The following is a 15,440-nucleotide window of genomic DNA, read 5'->3' on the forward strand; positions in this document are numbered from 1 at the left end:
ATTAGTTACAAAGAATAGTATTTATAATAAATATCTTTTCTTGGCTTTGTTGTATTAACAAACATATATACTATGCAATTTTCAAAGAACTTGTGTCTTGAAAAACTTGTTTCAATTTTTCCGACTCGCTCATTATAGCATCATATCAAAAAATATGTCAACACTATTTTTCAAAAAATTTTATTTTATTATATTTTTCATTAAAATCACTTTTTATTTCTTCATATTCTTTCTAAATTCGACACCTTTAATATATTAGTATATTTAGAATCATATATTAATAAGCTTTTCCTTTTTTCTTATTCATTATACATTTCTTTAAATTAATTTATTTATAAACACAAAAAATTCTTACTCATTTTAAAGTAAGAATTTTTATAATTTAAGTATATTATGGTATCTCTATTTTGTAATTAGCGATTTTCCAAGACACAGACTATACTTTTAATATACTAAATTTTCTATATAATTCGTTTATTTTAATTATACACTACTTATTAACGTTTTATCCATATTTTTTGTGTTAATTTTTATTTATTTTTTTATTTATTTTTCCCTTTTATTCGCTCTATAGTGTCTTTAATATAATTATTTGATTTTATATATTTTTCTCCACCACGAAGTATAATTCTATCACTTATATCTATTCCTTCTCTTTTCTTATTTATTAAAGACACTATATCTCCATCAGTTATTTTCAATCTATGACTACCCTTTTTTTGTATTATTGTTTCTAGGGCTTTTACGTCATCTGTTTCCTGATAAAAATCATAAATTATTTTTAATAATTTTTCGCTGTATCTAATTCCTTTTGTACCTAATATTTTACTTGCCATTTCTAAAGTAACATTTCCTTCTTCAAAATCTTTTAGCGTTTCATTATCTAGTATATTGAATTTCTTTTTCAACTTTAAATTAAAATCTGAGAATTTCAAAATTTCTAAAACCTCTTCTGTTAGCTCACTCATATACTTATTTTCATATGATATTTCTAGATAATTCTTCATACTCTCATTTAATAAATATTTTTCTATTATAAATATTTCTATTAAGTATGCTACTTTTATATTTTTTTCTTCCCTATCTATGAAACTCTGAATTATTTCTTTATAGTTTCTAATGGGATATACACCTTCTCTATGCTCAATATATTTTTTATAACTTCTAAATACTTCAAATGCAATATCTATATTTTTTATATCCACTATATAATCTCTTACTATTCTATAATCTTCTGTCTTTCTAAGAAATTTTTGTGATCTGTCTATTCCAATAATTCTTCTAGTTCTTTCTTTTACTGCTAAAATATTATTGATGTGTTTAAAATCATATATGCCATTTTCTTCCTTCTCTATTTTACCTATATTAAAATGGATAAACTTAATTTTATAATCCGTATAAATTACTATAGTTTCTGTAATATTAATCTTGTAATTTACATTTGCCGGTATATTTATTTCTACTTCTATTTCTCCTATAAATTCTTTATTTTTAAATGAGACATTTACAAATCCATTGTACTCATTACTTATATACTTTATTTTAAAAGGATAGTTATCTTGAAGTAGTTTAATAAAGTATCTTTTCTTTATTCCCTTTTCCTCTTTAAATTGTATTCCTTTTTCTAAATCTATATCCGTTACCATATGAATATTTTTTCTTGCTATAATATTTGAGTTTATTAATGCCTCGTATACTTCTTTATAGTCTATTTCTTTTCTATTAAATAATCTATAAATCTTATTTCCTAGATAAGTATACCCTTTATGTTTTAATATCCATACTAGAGAAGCTCTCATGACTCTATTTTTTTTTAATTCTTTATATGGAATAGATTTCTTTTTTAAATACCCAATCATTTTTATAGCTTCTTCTTTGTACTCTCTATCTATCCACCTTATAACCTTCTTTTCATCTATTCTCATTTATTTCACCTTATTTATTTTTTCTATTTTTTATTGCCTCTTCTAAATCTTTATTAGAAAATATCATTTTAATTTCTATCTTCCTCTGATTAGCAACTGAATCTTCATCTTCTGCTGTATATCTTTCATTGTCTCTATCTTCTTTTTTAGGATTCGTCTCAAACTCTGACATTCCAGAAGCTTTAAATTTTCCTCCAAACTCATTTTCAATATTACTATCCATTTTTACCATTTCATTTAAAAAACTCATAGCTCTTTCTGTTGATAATTTTCTATTTTCAATAGTATTGCCTGCATAATCTGTATGTCCTACCACTTCTATATATTCAATTTCTTCTGATAAATCCTCTTCTAGTAAAATGCTTTCAAATATATTTCCTAATTGATTTGCCATTACTTTTCCATCTTTTTTCAAATCCCATTTTCCAGTATCAAAAAAAGTTTCTGTATTTAAAATCATTTTTCCTTCTTCTCTATCAAAATACATTATATTTTCATCAACCCTATTACTATCTAAGTTTTCTTGTATCTTACTATAAATTTCTTCTCTTTTTACCGAAATATTATCTACAAATAAACTTGATAGTCCCATTGCAACTATCATAAGAAAGAAAAAGATTAATGCTATGGTAGTCATTACATCTACAAAGGAAGGCCAATATGAAGCTTCTTCTTCTCTAGACTTATAAATTCTACTTCTTAATTTCATATACCTATTTCCTCCTATTCTTTTCTAATATCAATCCAGTCATTTGTAGCTTTCACTAATCTTCCAATTGTTTGTGTATTCATACTTAATGAATTTATTCCTTCATTAATGTCTTCTATTACTTCTTTAAGCTCATTTACTATTTCATCTGCAACTTTATTAAATCCTGTTTGAACAGAGTTCTTAACTCCATTTTCTATTTTCCCTTGCAACCCTTCTATACTATTTTTAAATTCTACAGTCATCTCTTCAAATCTTTCATATCCACTATTTAAGTCTTTCACTTCATTGTATAGATTTTCATCTCTTGTTAATATTGATGTATTAACACTTTGAAGAACAGACATTATATCTAAATATGTTTCTTTCAATGTATCTCTACTTTCCCTTACTTCATATAATGTATTTTCAAAAATTATATTTTTTTCCTTATCTGTTTGCTCTAAATTCCCTATAACTCCTGCCAAATATTCTATTTTATCTTCTAATCTCTCTATTGATCCATTCATTATTCCTTCTAATTTCTCTGTTGTCAGAGTAAATTCATTTATAGATTCTCTAAATCTATCTATTGGCGTATTAAAGCTATTTATAGTTTCACTTAAATTTTCTATAACCTGTCCAAAATCTTCTGCATAAGAACTTAACTCTTTTGCAGTATTTGTCATGTCTAATGTATTTTTATTTATATTAGTTACTAATTCATTTACCCCATTCATAAATAACTCTCTCATATCACCAGCTAAACGAATCATTGATTGTGATACTATCTCATTAAATTTTTCAAACTGTGTTACAAAACTATATGAATATTCTCCATATAAAGTATTATCTAAATAATTTTCTATTTCATCATAAAAATTTTCTTTCACTCTTCTTGCTTGTGTATTCATTGCATTTAAAACTAATGAAACTATTACTCCAAAAATACTTGTCCAAAACGCACTGGACATTCCTTGTAATGGAATACTCATTTTCTCTAAAAAGACTTCCATTGTTTTTACACCAGATTCTAAAACTCCATTAGTTCCATGTATTGATACAGTTAATCCTAAAAATGTTCCTAAAAGTCCTAATGCTATTGCAGATGCTGGAATTATAGTTAACCATTTTTCATTTACTTTATTTAACCCTTTTAAATTTTTTAATATTAAAACTTCTGTATTTATATTTTCTATTCCTCTTTTTGCTCCTCGTTTAAAATCTTCTGATATTTCTAAAAGTGGTCCATCTGCGAAACTTTTTTCTCCAAAACTATTTATTACTTCTGCTTCTTCAAACTGACATAATAAATCATTATAAAAACTTTTCATTCTAATATTCAAAACTATGTTATATACACCTAATACCACTATTATTAAAATAACAACCCAACCTATAATCCCTTGTTCAAAAAAAGATTTTATCAATTCTCCTAAAACTCCCATTTTATTCTCCCTTCTTTTTATTAGAAATATTATATTAGTATTATTTTTATTACTGTATCTTATTAAATATTCTGTATTCTTAAAATAAAAAAAATCTCAATCAAATTTAATTGATTGAGATTTTTAATTATTTTATTCCACCAAGGACATCATTTTGTCCTTCAATTACACTAGTCATTATTTGTGATAATGCTTTATACATAGCATTTCCATTAGTAATTTTCCATTTCCCCCTAATGTTTGTTAATGTCAATGTATCTGACTCTGTACCTGTATATGTTGATCCATTTTTATATGTTATATCTGTATCATATTTCACATTATATACAGCTGTTTGATCATTTCCTGACACTCTTTGAATTTGAAGTAATTTAATATGAATTGTTCTCTCATTAATATTAAATTGCTTCAAAAAAGTTTGCATAACTTGATCTCTTTGAGTCTGATCTTTAACCTGAGCATTTAAAGTATCCTCAATATCTGTATAAGAGATACAATTTTCTAATTGATTGTTTGAAATAGCTCCATAAAAATTCCTTATCGTTGTCTCTGGAGTTGAGAAAAATAACGCTCTTTCTATGTAACCTATTGCTAAAATAGTCGCGATAGCTAAAACTATTACAGTAAAAATATTTACTACTTTATGCCTTTTGGGCTTAATACTTTTATTTTCCATCTAACATTTACTCCTTTCACCTTCTTTTAATATTATATATTTTTACGTTTAATTCAACCATAATTCATTATTATAAGTTTTTCTTAATAATTTTTGCAATAAAAATAGGTTTTATAATTATCTTATAAAACCTATTTTCATTACAAATGTATTTTTTAATAGTTTAACTATATTGTTTTATTAATAATCTAGTATTTAGAATTTAATAAAGCCTAATTTAAGATATTATGCAAATGCTTTATCCGCATGTACATGTGCATCTACTTTAGAACCCTTTTTTCTACCAAATTTATATATGATACTTACAAGCTTACCGCTTACTACAGCAGCTATAACTGAATATATAATTTTGTCAAATCCTAAATAAGTTAATGATAATGCAAGAACAATTACGTCGCTAATATAATATATGTGATTCATTTTTAACTTAGTAAATTTTTCACCTAAAATTGCAACTACGTCATCCCCACTTGATGCACCCCCAGCTCTTAGTACCAGTCCGACTCCAACACCAACACCAACACCTGATAGTATTCCTGCTAAAATCATACTGCTTGCTAAACTTGGAATGATAAATCCTATGCTGCTCCACATTCTATATGTTACCGAAAAAGTAATTGTTGATAAGAATGCTAACATCATAAATCTTTTACCAAAGAACTTCATCCCTATAAAAAATAGTGTAAAATCAATAACGATACTTGTAATAGATGGTGAAAAATTAAATAGGTTTTGTAATAATAACATTAAACCTAAAACTCCTCCTTCTGTTACATCGTTTTGAAAATTTAAATTATAACTTCCAAACGCTAAAATCGTAGCTCCTAATATAACTAGAACTATGCTTCTAGCATTCTGCCTGGCCGATATCACAATATCACTCTCCTAATTTCTTTGATATCTCTATTATACCCCATTACGCCCTTCTCTGCTTATTTACTAATATTGACTATTCTCATTTAATGGAGACTATTAGATTTGTTCATCACTTTATCTCTTATTTCGTCTTACTTCCTACCTACTTTGCTATCTTTTCAATTTTAATGCAATTTCTGTCCTATTTTTCACTTCCAATTTATCCAATATTTTTGTTACATAATTTTTAACTGTTCCCTCAGATAAATAAAGTTTTTCTCCAATTTCCTTATTATTTAATCCATCAGCTATAAGCTTTGCTACTTCTTTCTCTCTATTAGTAAGTTCTTCTAAGTTCACTTCTTCTTTTTCTGCGCTAAGAAGTCCAGCTATTTTCAATGCTATTTCTGGATGAATAAGCATATTACCTTTATATACTTGCTTAATACCATTTATTATCTCATCTGGATCTGCATCTTTTAAAAGATATCCTCTTGCTCCATTTTTTATTGAACTTAATATATATTCATCTTCATTAAATGTCGTTAGAATCAAAACTTTTATTTCTTTTTTCAATTCGCATATTAATTTAGTTCCTTCTACTCCATTTACATTTGGCATTCTTATATCCATTAGAACTACATCTATATCTTTATCTCTACACAAGGCTACTCCCTCTAAACCATTTTCACCTTCTCCAACTACTTCTATTTCTTCATCTAAAGATAAGATTAATTTTAATCCTTCTCTTATAATTTTTTGGTCATCTATAATCGCTACTTTAATCATTTTTACTCCTTTCTATTTCTCCTCGTACTGTAAATCCATCATTTACTTCAAATAAAACCCATCCATTTATATTTTCTATTCTTTTTCTTATTCCTAAAAGGCCATTAGACATTTTTATTTCCTTTGGTGATATTCCATTATTTTTTATTCCAAAAACAATTTTTTCTTTTATTTGTATGTCTGTTATAAACTCTGTACTATTTCCATGTTTTAATCCATTCGTTATACATTCCTTTATAGTTATGTATAATGCTTCTTTTATTTCTCTTGATTCTTTTTCAAATTCAAAGTCTATATTATTTATAAATTTTACTTCATCTTTAAAATTCTCTTCTAAATTTTCGATTCTATTTTTAAATGAAATATTAGCTTCTTCTTTTAATTTATATACAGTTTCTCTTAATTCTTTAATGCTTTCCTTTACTAATTCCTTTGTCTTTAAAAATACCTCTGCTCTTTTTTCTTCATTTTTAACCTTTTCTAGCATATTTAAATGCATTGAAATTGCCATTAAATAATGTCCTAATGAATCATGTAACTCTTGAGCCACTCTATTTCTTTCTTTTTCCAAGGTAAGCACTTCCACTTGCTCTGAATATTCTTTAAGCTTTTTATTTTGTTCTAATAATTCTTCATTTAATTTTCTTATTGTAATTTTATCTTCGCCTCTAATATGAAATGCAATGATTATTAATATAAATATTGCATATGGAACCATTATTACAAACATATTTTTAAGTGCATGAATTACTGTTAAATCTTGGCTTACTATTCCTCCTAGTAAAATTGATACTGCATATCCAATAATGGGTAATCCAATTGATATTATTTTCAATTTATTTTTTTTCATATGCATTGCATCTATTACTGCTAAATAAAAATATACACTTGAAATATTAGGCATTACTATATAACTTCCTATACAAAAAATTAATACAAAGCCATTTAGTATTGTTTCTTGTATTTCATCCTTTACCTTTGTTTTAAATAACAATGCTAAAATTATTATTGCAGCTACTATAAATTCAAATACATATTTAAATCCTTCTTGTGGTTGTACTATTACTGCTAAAAAGTTTATCCCTATTATTATTATTTCTAATTTTAAAAATCCAAGTTTTCTTCCCATATTATTTATCCTTATATATCTTTCTATAATTTGTTTTTACTTCCATAATTACTATTAGTATATCAAAAAGTTTTCCTATCAATCCGACTGTTATAAAAACTTAAAATTTCATACTAAAAAAGCTTCAATCTCTCTCCAACTTCTTTTAAAACTTGGATGAATTAAAGCTTTCTTTTTAATATTTTTTATTTTATTTAATTATTTAAATCTATGCAATTCCTTTTAATTTATTAGCTTCAACGTAAATTTTTAATTTTCTTACTGCTATTGATGCACAAGCCATAAATAATGCTCCTGCTTCTACTGAGTTAACAAGATTTTTATCAAAGTATCCAATACTAAAATCTAATGCTATTTTTATTACTAAGTATACAACTAATATTAAAATGTCCCAAACTTCTCTTTTATAAACAATTTCACCATTTTCATTTACTAAAACCTTATAAAATCTTGATCTAAATAAACCTACTGCTGCACCTATTACAATACAAATTGCTATAAAACTAATAGTTCCCACTCCTATATTTACTGACTTCATTTGTTCAACTGCTAAATATAAAAATACGAATGGTAAAATAAATATTCCTTCCTTTACTTTTTTGGTTTTTCCTGCCTTAGCACTTACAAAGCCTTTATATATTATAAGTATTAAAATAATTCCTACTGTACTCATATTCATATTCATTTCCTCTTTTCTTTAAGTTATGAGTTAATTATAATTTTAAAAGAATACTTTGTATTGTTACTAAAGTCATATATTCAGTCATGATTTTTCACTTTTACTTATCATATAAATTTAAAAGAGATTTAATACCATAACTCTCTTCTAACACTATATATTCCCTTCTAAACTTCCATATATTTTTATTCCTTCATTTTCTAAAAAATCAACTGTTAATCCTAATTCCTCTGATTTTATTCGAATATTTATTGTACTATAATCCTTCAATAAAAAAGTTAGCCTTTTTTTATAATTTGTCTTACTTTTATTTAATTCTGATACCTTTACATATCTTATCTCATCATATTTTATTGACCTTGCTTTAGGAAAGATAAATGTTATTTTACCATCATTCATTATATAACATTTATCTGCATTATAACAAGATTTCATCAAGTTTCCTGGCAGACTTATTGATACTATTAATAAACCAAAGTCCCACTGCTTATATATATAACTTATTGCTATTATTAGCAATAACATAATTCCACTTATCCACAAAACTCTTTTATCTCTTTTTATATACTTCTCTAAATTTTCTTTACTACCTACCTTAGAATCCTGATATTTAAATTTTTCTATAAATAAACTATATCTATTCAAATTTCTAATATGCCAACTTAAAATCCCAATATAAAATACTATAAATATACCGAATATAATTTTATTAAACATAATCATCCACCTTTTTCTATAATTCCAAAATATATTTTCTAAGATATATTTAATCTATTTCGGCTCTCTAACTGTGATAAGACTCTAGCTGTTGATACTCCTTTATCATTTAAAATATCTATTACCTCTTCTATCCTATCTAACTTAACTTTAAATCTTGTTTCATTATATTCCCTATCTATTAATTCTAATTCTATATATTCTACGGTATTATTCCTTCTTGATGAAAGCTCAACATATTTTATATCTTTATATTTCAAAGGTTTTTTATTTCCAAAAATCATTATTTCCTCTTCTAAAAGTACAAAGAATGTTCGCTCCTTTGAGCGTATACTATAAACTGGACAAAATAAAAAAATATCAAAAGGCGTTATCATTGAGTTATTCGATGTAATTATATCTACTACTCCTACAATTATAATTACTATTAAAAAAATCCATAAAATTAATTTTGTTTTTTTAACTCTTCCTTCTAATCCATTCTTTTCTTTTATAATAACTTTTTCACTATTAAAAGCTCCCATAAATATTTTATAAAACTTCCTTTGTTCTCCTAATTCTGCCCCTACATACCCAATACTTAAAATACCTATAATAAAAAACCATATCCAGCCCCCTATATTCATTCAGCTCACCTCTTCTATCATTTAATTATATTTCCACTTTTACATAACATAATATTATCATCTATTTTTACCATTAAATGAATAAAATTATAATTTTATGAATATAAGTAACTCTCCTTCCAATCTTATTTATTATTGACTTACTTAAAAATTTTAAATATAATTATATTCAAATGATTACAATTATATATGTTATTGCTATGATTAGAAGTAGTACTATGATTTGGTATTTTTAGAGAGTTAATGTTTGGTGCAAATTAACATTACTTACATAGGAACTTGTCTATGAGCTTACTTGTGTAAACAGGTACGGATTCATATCCGTTATTTAAATAAGTGAAGAATTTTATATTCTTAATAAGAGTGGTACCACGGAAATTTTACCTTTCGTCTCTTTCAATAGAGATGAGGGGTTTTTTTATATTTAAAATCATAATTTTAACTTAGATTTTAAATTTAATTATATCTTTAACATTATCTTATCTTTTGTAATCTAAATATAATATCGAGGAGGTTCAATATTATGGGAAACTACGGAACTAATATTGATAAAAAATGGCAAGATAAATGGGCTAATGAAAATCTTTATAAATTTGATAAATCAAATTTAGATAAAAAACTTTACGTTTTAGAAATGTTCTCTTATCCTTCAGGAAGTCAACTACATGCAGGGCATTGGTTTAACTATGGACCAGTTGATACATGGGCTAGATTTAAAAGAATGCAAGGATACAACGTATTCCAACCAATGGGATTTGATGCCTTTGGATTACCAGCTGAAAACTTTGCTATAAAAACTGGAATCCATCCTAAAGATTCAACTATTAAAAATATTGCTAAAATGGAAGAACAATTAAAAGCTATGGGAGCTATGTTCAACTGGGAAAATGAATTAGTAACTTGTTCAGAAGATTACTATAAATGGACTCAATGGTTATTTTTAAAACTTTATGAAAAAGGTTTAGCTTATAGAAAGAAAGCTCCTGTAAACTGGTGTCCTTCATGTCAAACTGTTCTTGCAAATGAGCAAGTTCACGATGGTTGTTGTGAAAGATGTGATACTGAAGTTACTAAAAAAGACCTTACTCAATGGTTCTTCAAAATAACTGATTATGCTGATGAATTATTAGAAAAATTAGATACTCTTGATTGGCCAGAAAAAACTGTTGCTATGCAAAAACACTGGATTGGTAAAAGTACTGGAGCTGAAGTTACTTTTAAAGTTAAAGATTCAGACTTAAACTTTAATGTATTTACTACAAGAGTTGATACTTTATGTGGCGTTGACTATGTTGTTTTAGCTCCTGAAAACCCATTAGTTAATGAAATTGTTACTACTGAGCAAAAAGATTTAGTAGAAGAGTATGTAGAAATGGCTAAGAAGCAATCTGATATCGAAAGACAATCAATTACTAGAGAAAAAACTGGTATATTCTCAGGTGCATATGCAATTCACCCTATAAACGGAAAAGAAGTTCCAATTTGGATTGGTGATTATGTTCTTGCAACTTATGGAACTGGAGCTGTTATGGCTGTTCCTGCACATGATGAAAGAGATTTTGCTTTTGCTAAAAAATTCAATTTACCAATAAACAGAGTTATTGCTGCTAAAGATGGTTCTGAAACAGAATTACCATTCTGCGAACATGGTATTTTAGTTAATTCAGGAGAATTTGATGGACTAACTACTGCTGAAGCAAAAGTTAAAATAGTAGAAGCTTTAGCTAAAAAAGATTTAGGTGAGCAAAAAGTAAACTTTAGATTAAGAGACTGGTTAGTTTCAAGACAAAGATATTGGGGTGCTCCAATTCCTATAGTTTACTGTGATGATTGTGGAATTGTTCCAATTCCTGAAAATCAATTACCAGTACAATTACCTTATGATGTAGAGTTTGCTCCAGATGGAAAATCTCCACTTGCTAAATCTGAGGATTTTGTTAATACAACTTGTCCTTGTTGTGGAAAACCAGCTAAAAGAGAAACAGATACACTAGATACTTTTGTATGTTCATCATGGTACTACTTAAGATATCCTGATAATAAAAATGCAGATGCTCCATTTGATCCAAAATTTATAAATCAAATGCTTCCAGTTGATAAGTATGTTGGAGGACCTGAACATGCTTGTATGCATCTTTTATATGCTAGATTTATAACTAAAGCATTAAGAGATATGGGATACTTATCATTTGATGAACCATTTAAATCATTAACTCATCAAGGATTAATTTTAGGGCCTGATGGGCTTAAAATGAGTAAATCAAAAGGAAATACAATTTCTCCTGACGATTATATTACTGAATATGGTTCAGACGTATTTAGAATGTACTTAATGTTTGGATTTGCTTACACTGAAGGTGGAGCATGGAGTGATGATGGAGTTAAATCTGTTGGAAGATTTGTAGATAGAATTGAAAGATCATTAGAGCAAACTAGAGAAGCTAAAACTGGTGAAACTAAAACAACTGTTGATAAAGCTGAAAAAGAACTTAATTTCTGGTTACACAATACTATTAAAGGTATGACAGATGATACTGAAAAAATGCAATTTAATACTGCAATTGCTAGAATGATGGAATTTGTTAATGCATTATCAAAATACAACAATGAAAAAGTTAAAAATGTAGAATACTTAACTAATGTTGCTAAAGATTTCGTTAAAATTCTTGCACCATTTGCACCTCACTTCTCTGAAGAGCAATGGAGCCTTTTAGGAATGGAAACTTCAGTGTTTAACGAAATGTTACCTGAATTTGATCCAAAAGCTTTAGTTAAAGATGAAATTGAAATAGCTATCCAAGTTAATGGGAAAATTAAAGCTAAAATAAACATTCCTTCTGACTTAAATGAAGACGGAATTAAGGAAGCTGCTTTAAATGATGAAAACATAAAAGCTGCTACTGAAGGAAAAACTGTTGTTAAAGTTATCGTTATTAAAGGAAGACTTGTTAACATCGTTGTAAAATAATTTTCTATTATAATAAAGGCTGTTAGATTTTTTCTAACAGCCCTTTCTTTAATATATTTTTACTCTAATTATTTTTAAGAGTTAAATATGATATTTAAATTTGAATTGCTAACCCTCATTCCTGCTATTGTTTGTCCACTTATAGCCGTAGGATTAATAGCTATTGTTCCGTCTAGACTATTAACTGTTATATAGTTATTATCATGTAATCTACTAAACAGTTCATTTTCTGGAATCGAAATAAATCCAACTTTACCTGATTCATACTCTAAAACAGTTTGCCCATTTTTATTTTCTACTTCAAATGTTAATTTAGCTTGTGATGAAACTCCTTTTAGATCTCCAGTTACATACATATCTACTTCATTATCATTTTCTGGTTGTATTTTAACCCCAGTTACATATTTTGAGATAGATGGACTTTGTGAAACTGTGTATGCAACAAGATTAGATAACTCATCTGAAGATAATGAAATCTCTTTTTTACCATTACCTAAATTTTTAGCATTATTCTCTATATATTCAGGAGTAAATTTTTGAAGTACTGCATTTGCACTACTTTCACTTGCTGTAGCAACTGATACTGTTTCCGTATTTGGTTTAAATGATATGTAATATACTGCAAAAACACCAACTATTATGATAATTAGAGCGATAATTATTCCTATAAGTACTTTTACACCTTTTTTCATTCCTTTTCCCCCTCTTTTGTAAATTTCATTTATATTATCTTTACTTATTTATACTATACTACAAAATTTTACTTACTTATTTAAAATTTTGTTACTTTCCTTTTATTCTCTCATTAAACCATTGAATCATATTGTTTTCCTCACTTTTAGGAAGCTTTTTATTATATACTTCATCATATAGCCATGCTAAAGTTTTCCCTTTTAAATATTCTCTCATTTTCTCCTCTGCTTCTACCATTACAACTTTTATAAGACATGGACAACTTGTATATTCTTCCGATAAATTTTCTTTATCTACTAAAATATTATTTTGTCTTATCTCTGCGCATTGAAAAAAAGGCTCTTTTCCTTCTATTGATTCAACTACATCCCAAAAACTTATATCCTCAGCTGATTTAGCTAAAGCATATCCTCCTTTTACTCCTGGTACTGATTTTACAATCCCCGATTTACTTAATTTCCCGTATACTTTTGATAGATAAGTTTCTGAAATTCCTTGAAATTTAGCTAGTTCTTTTATTCCTACCGATTTATTTCCTTCTAGTTTTACCATATATAATAAGCAATGCATTGCATATTCTACGCCTACTGAAAATTTCATTTTTTATTCTCCTTTTAATGTTTTTTATTAATAATAGCCTATTCTTTATTTACATTCAAGTTAATATCTTTAATTCATATTTATCAAAATATAGTTATTGACAATATATCTAAAATAATATATTCTAATTACAGATAACACTTATCGACGATAAACAGAATCTTTGATTTATGAAAGAAGGAATATATATGTTTACAGAAAAATTTAATGAAGTTTTAAAAAATGAAGGAGTAGTTTCTATTGTTTCTTGGGGTGTAGACGAACCTCATATAACTAACACTTGGAACTCATATTTAATAACAAAAGATAATAATAAAATTTTACTTCCAGCTGCTGGTTTACACAGCACTGAAAATGATGTTAATGTAAATAATAAAGTAAAAGTTACTTTAGGTAGTAAAGAAGTTATGGGCTTTAATAATTATCAAGGAACTGGTTTCCTACTTGAAGGAACTGCAAAATTCATCACATCTGGTGAAGATTTTGAAATGATGAAAAATAAATTCCCATTCTTAAGCAGAGTTCTAGAAATAACAGTTAGTTCTGCAAAGCAACTTCTTTAATCTTAAAAAGTCAATATATTAAAAAGAAGCTATATCAAAATAATTTTTACTTTGATATAGCTTTCTTTCATCACTTTATTTTTATAATTATTTAACTATAAAATATCCATTTTTCTCTATTTCTTCACCAAGTCCTTGATAAATATTCCCATTAAATTCTATTCTCACTTTTGATACTTCTACTCCATGCCCATACGTGTTAACTAGCATGGATATTAATCCACTTTCTGTCGCCGTTCCTAAAGTCATTTCTTTCAAAAAGTCTTTTGAAAAATTGACTGTTAATATTCCATCTTTAATAGATGCTGATTTTATCTCTGCCTCTTTAGGTAATTTCATAAATTTAGCTTCTCTCGTTTCTAGCTTTAGCGCTTCTGTTAAAGTTTTTATAACAGACTTATCTTCTACCTTCAATTTTTCTGTTATTATTTCTTCCTTTAATTCATTAGTATTAAATAGATATAATTTAAATTCTTTTTCTATTTTTTCTTCTTTGTTTTCTACTTCCTTATCTTTACTCTCTGAATCTTCTTTATTGGATAAATTATTTTTATTTTCTTCTGTTTCTTGGTTGTTGTTTGGCTTAATTGTATCTGATTTTTCTTCTGATCCACACCCACCTAAAGCCAATATTAAAATCCCAATACAACATAAACTAAATATCTTCTTCATATTTTCTCCTTTTATTACTCTATAAAGTTCTCTCTTCACTCTATTATAAAATTTCAATTTATATGCAAAAAATAAGTGGAATAGATTTTCTCTATTCCACTTACCCTACTCTCTTATATAATTTTTATTGCCCTCTAACTTGAACTTCGTAAATTCTTACTGCTTGATCTGAACCTTGTGTAGGCTTAATTGTATTTACTCTAACATAACGTGCTTTTGTAGCTTTAAATGTATCAACAGTTTCTCCCGCTGCATTTTTATCTATAGATGCAACTTCTGTAAAATCTTTACCATTAGAACTTACTTCAATTGTGTATTTTTGTGTATTCATATCTGCTGACTCTCCACCAGCTTCTGCATGTGACATTAATACTTCACTTACTAGTTTTTCACTACCTAAATCTATTGTTAT

Annotated in this window: 16 protein-coding genes and 1 other annotated feature; of the genes, 2 read left to right on the forward strand and 14 right to left on the reverse strand. The window is 26.7% G+C overall.

From position 1 onward, the window contains the following. Positions 1-542: 542 nt before the first annotated feature. From Q0W06_RS16690 to Q0W06_RS16735, 10 genes are all read right to left on the reverse strand, one after another. Positions 543-1,925 carry a hypothetical protein gene (locus tag Q0W06_RS16690; RefSeq protein WP_297638338.1) on the reverse strand — a complete coding sequence of 461 codons (1,383 nt, stop codon included), beginning with the start codon at positions 1,923-1,925 and terminating at the stop codon, positions 543-545. 10 nt (positions 1,926-1,935) lie between these two features. Next, entirely contained in the window at positions 1,936-2,634 is a 699-nt protein-coding gene (locus Q0W06_RS16695) for an OmpA family protein (RefSeq protein WP_297638341.1), read from the reverse strand. Positions 2,635-2,648: 14 nt separating this feature from the next. Then, entirely contained in the window at positions 2,649-4,061 is a 1,413-nt protein-coding gene (locus Q0W06_RS16700; RefSeq protein WP_297638344.1) for a hypothetical protein, read from the reverse strand. A gap of 127 nt (positions 4,062-4,188) precedes the next feature. Further along, complete coding sequence (locus Q0W06_RS16705; protein WP_297638347.1) at positions 4,189-4,737, reverse strand: hypothetical protein; 549 nt, start codon at positions 4,735-4,737, stop codon at positions 4,189-4,191. A 225-nt stretch (positions 4,738-4,962) separates the two neighbouring features. Then, positions 4,963-5,610, reverse strand: coding sequence for a YitT family protein (locus Q0W06_RS16710; protein ID WP_297638350.1), 648 nt, complete (start codon positions 5,608-5,610; stop codon positions 4,963-4,965). A 153-nt stretch (positions 5,611-5,763) separates the two neighbouring features. Further along, positions 5,764-6,381 carry a response regulator transcription factor gene (locus Q0W06_RS16715; RefSeq protein ID WP_297638353.1) on the reverse strand — a complete coding sequence of 206 codons (618 nt, stop codon included), beginning with the start codon at positions 6,379-6,381 and terminating at the stop codon, positions 5,764-5,766. After that, positions 6,374-7,510 (reverse strand): histidine kinase, encoded by a 1,137-nt coding sequence (locus Q0W06_RS16720; RefSeq protein ID WP_297638355.1) that lies wholly within the window; start codon positions 7,508-7,510, stop codon positions 6,374-6,376. Before Q0W06_RS16720 ends, Q0W06_RS16715 begins: the two co-directional genes overlap by 8 nt. A gap of 208 nt (positions 7,511-7,718) precedes the next feature. Beyond that, positions 7,719-8,189 (reverse strand): hypothetical protein, encoded by a 471-nt coding sequence (locus Q0W06_RS16725; RefSeq protein WP_297638357.1) that lies wholly within the window; start codon positions 8,187-8,189, stop codon positions 7,719-7,721. A gap of 153 nt (positions 8,190-8,342) precedes the next feature. Then, complete coding sequence (locus tag Q0W06_RS16730) at positions 8,343-8,906, reverse strand: hypothetical protein (protein ID WP_297638359.1); 564 nt, start codon at positions 8,904-8,906, stop codon at positions 8,343-8,345. A gap of 38 nt (positions 8,907-8,944) precedes the next feature. Beyond that, on the reverse strand, positions 8,945-9,532 hold the full coding sequence (locus Q0W06_RS16735; protein ID WP_297638361.1) for a hypothetical protein: 588 nt from the start codon (positions 9,530-9,532) through the stop codon (positions 8,945-8,947). 191 nt (positions 9,533-9,723) lie between these two features. After that, positions 9,724-9,930: a binding site (T-box leader), on the forward strand. 125 nt (positions 9,931-10,055) lie between these two features. On the opposite strand from Q0W06_RS16735, the gene leuS reads away from it, so the two are divergent. After that, a complete protein-coding gene (gene leuS, locus Q0W06_RS16740) occupies positions 10,056-12,500 on the forward strand; it encodes a leucine--tRNA ligase (RefSeq protein WP_297638364.1) in 2,445 nt (814 codons plus the stop codon). A 74-nt stretch (positions 12,501-12,574) separates the two neighbouring features. Here leuS and Q0W06_RS16745 read toward each other — a convergent pair whose 3' ends face one another. Both Q0W06_RS16745 and Q0W06_RS16750 read right to left on the reverse strand, forming a co-directional pair. Continuing rightward, a complete protein-coding gene (locus tag Q0W06_RS16745) occupies positions 12,575-13,192 on the reverse strand; it encodes a hypothetical protein (protein ID WP_297638367.1) in 618 nt (205 codons plus the stop codon). A 91-nt stretch (positions 13,193-13,283) separates the two neighbouring features. Continuing rightward, positions 13,284-13,793, reverse strand: coding sequence for an Rrf2 family transcriptional regulator (locus tag Q0W06_RS16750; protein WP_297638370.1), 510 nt, complete (start codon positions 13,791-13,793; stop codon positions 13,284-13,286). Between the two features lie 188 nt (positions 13,794-13,981). Between Q0W06_RS16750 and Q0W06_RS16755 the strand changes: the two genes are divergently transcribed. Next, positions 13,982-14,356 (forward strand): pyridoxamine 5'-phosphate oxidase family protein, encoded by a 375-nt coding sequence (locus Q0W06_RS16755; protein WP_297638373.1) that lies wholly within the window; start codon positions 13,982-13,984, stop codon positions 14,354-14,356. Between the two features lie 87 nt (positions 14,357-14,443). Here the strand turns inward: Q0W06_RS16755 and Q0W06_RS16760 are convergent, their stop codons facing one another. Next, positions 14,444-15,028, reverse strand: coding sequence for a GerMN domain-containing protein (locus Q0W06_RS16760; protein WP_297638376.1), 585 nt, complete (start codon positions 15,026-15,028; stop codon positions 14,444-14,446). Between the two features lie 124 nt (positions 15,029-15,152). Further along, positions 15,153-15,440: discoidin domain-containing protein (locus Q0W06_RS16765; protein WP_297638379.1), on the reverse strand; the 288-nt coding region annotated here is incomplete at its 5' end.

This window comes from uncultured Clostridium sp., assembly GCF_947072515.1.
Classification (GTDB): domain Bacteria; phylum Bacillota; class Clostridia; order Clostridiales; family Clostridiaceae; genus Clostridium.

Bases quoted from the DNA above. Each gene is read 5' to 3' on its own strand.
- Q0W06_RS16690 (WP_297638338.1), bottom strand. From the start codon at position 1,925: ATGAGAATAGATGAAAAGAAGGTTATAAGGTGGATAGATAGAGAGTAC.
- Q0W06_RS16695 (WP_297638341.1), bottom strand. From the start codon at position 2,634: ATGAAATTAAGAAGTAGAATTTATAAGTCTAGAGAAGAAGAAGCTTCA.
- Q0W06_RS16700 (WP_297638344.1), bottom strand. From the start codon at position 4,061: ATGGGAGTTTTAGGAGAATTGATAAAATCTTTTTTTGAACAAGGGATT.
- Q0W06_RS16705 (WP_297638347.1), bottom strand. From the start codon at position 4,737: ATGGAAAATAAAAGTATTAAGCCCAAAAGGCATAAAGTAGTAAATATT.
- Q0W06_RS16715 (WP_297638353.1), bottom strand. From the start codon at position 6,381: ATGATTAAAGTAGCGATTATAGATGACCAAAAAATTATAAGAGAAGGA.
- Q0W06_RS16720 (WP_297638355.1), bottom strand. From the start codon at position 7,510: ATGGGAAGAAAACTTGGATTTTTAAAATTAGAAATAATAATAATAGGG.
- Q0W06_RS16725 (WP_297638357.1), bottom strand. From the start codon at position 8,189: ATGAATATGAGTACAGTAGGAATTATTTTAATACTTATAATATATAAA.
- Q0W06_RS16730 (WP_297638359.1), bottom strand. From the start codon at position 8,906: ATGTTTAATAAAATTATATTCGGTATATTTATAGTATTTTATATTGGG.
- Q0W06_RS16735 (WP_297638361.1), bottom strand. From the start codon at position 9,532: ATGAATATAGGGGGCTGGATATGGTTTTTTATTATAGGTATTTTAAGT.
- leuS (WP_297638364.1), top strand. From the start codon at position 10,056: ATGGGAAACTACGGAACTAATATTGATAAAAAATGGCAAGATAAATGG.
- Q0W06_RS16745 (WP_297638367.1), bottom strand. From the start codon at position 13,192: ATGAAAAAAGGTGTAAAAGTACTTATAGGAATAATTATCGCTCTAATT.
- Q0W06_RS16750 (WP_297638370.1), bottom strand. From the start codon at position 13,793: ATGAAATTTTCAGTAGGCGTAGAATATGCAATGCATTGCTTATTATAT.
- Q0W06_RS16755 (WP_297638373.1), top strand. From the start codon at position 13,982: ATGTTTACAGAAAAATTTAATGAAGTTTTAAAAAATGAAGGAGTAGTT.
- Q0W06_RS16760 (WP_297638376.1), bottom strand. From the start codon at position 15,028: ATGAAGAAGATATTTAGTTTATGTTGTATTGGGATTTTAATATTGGCT.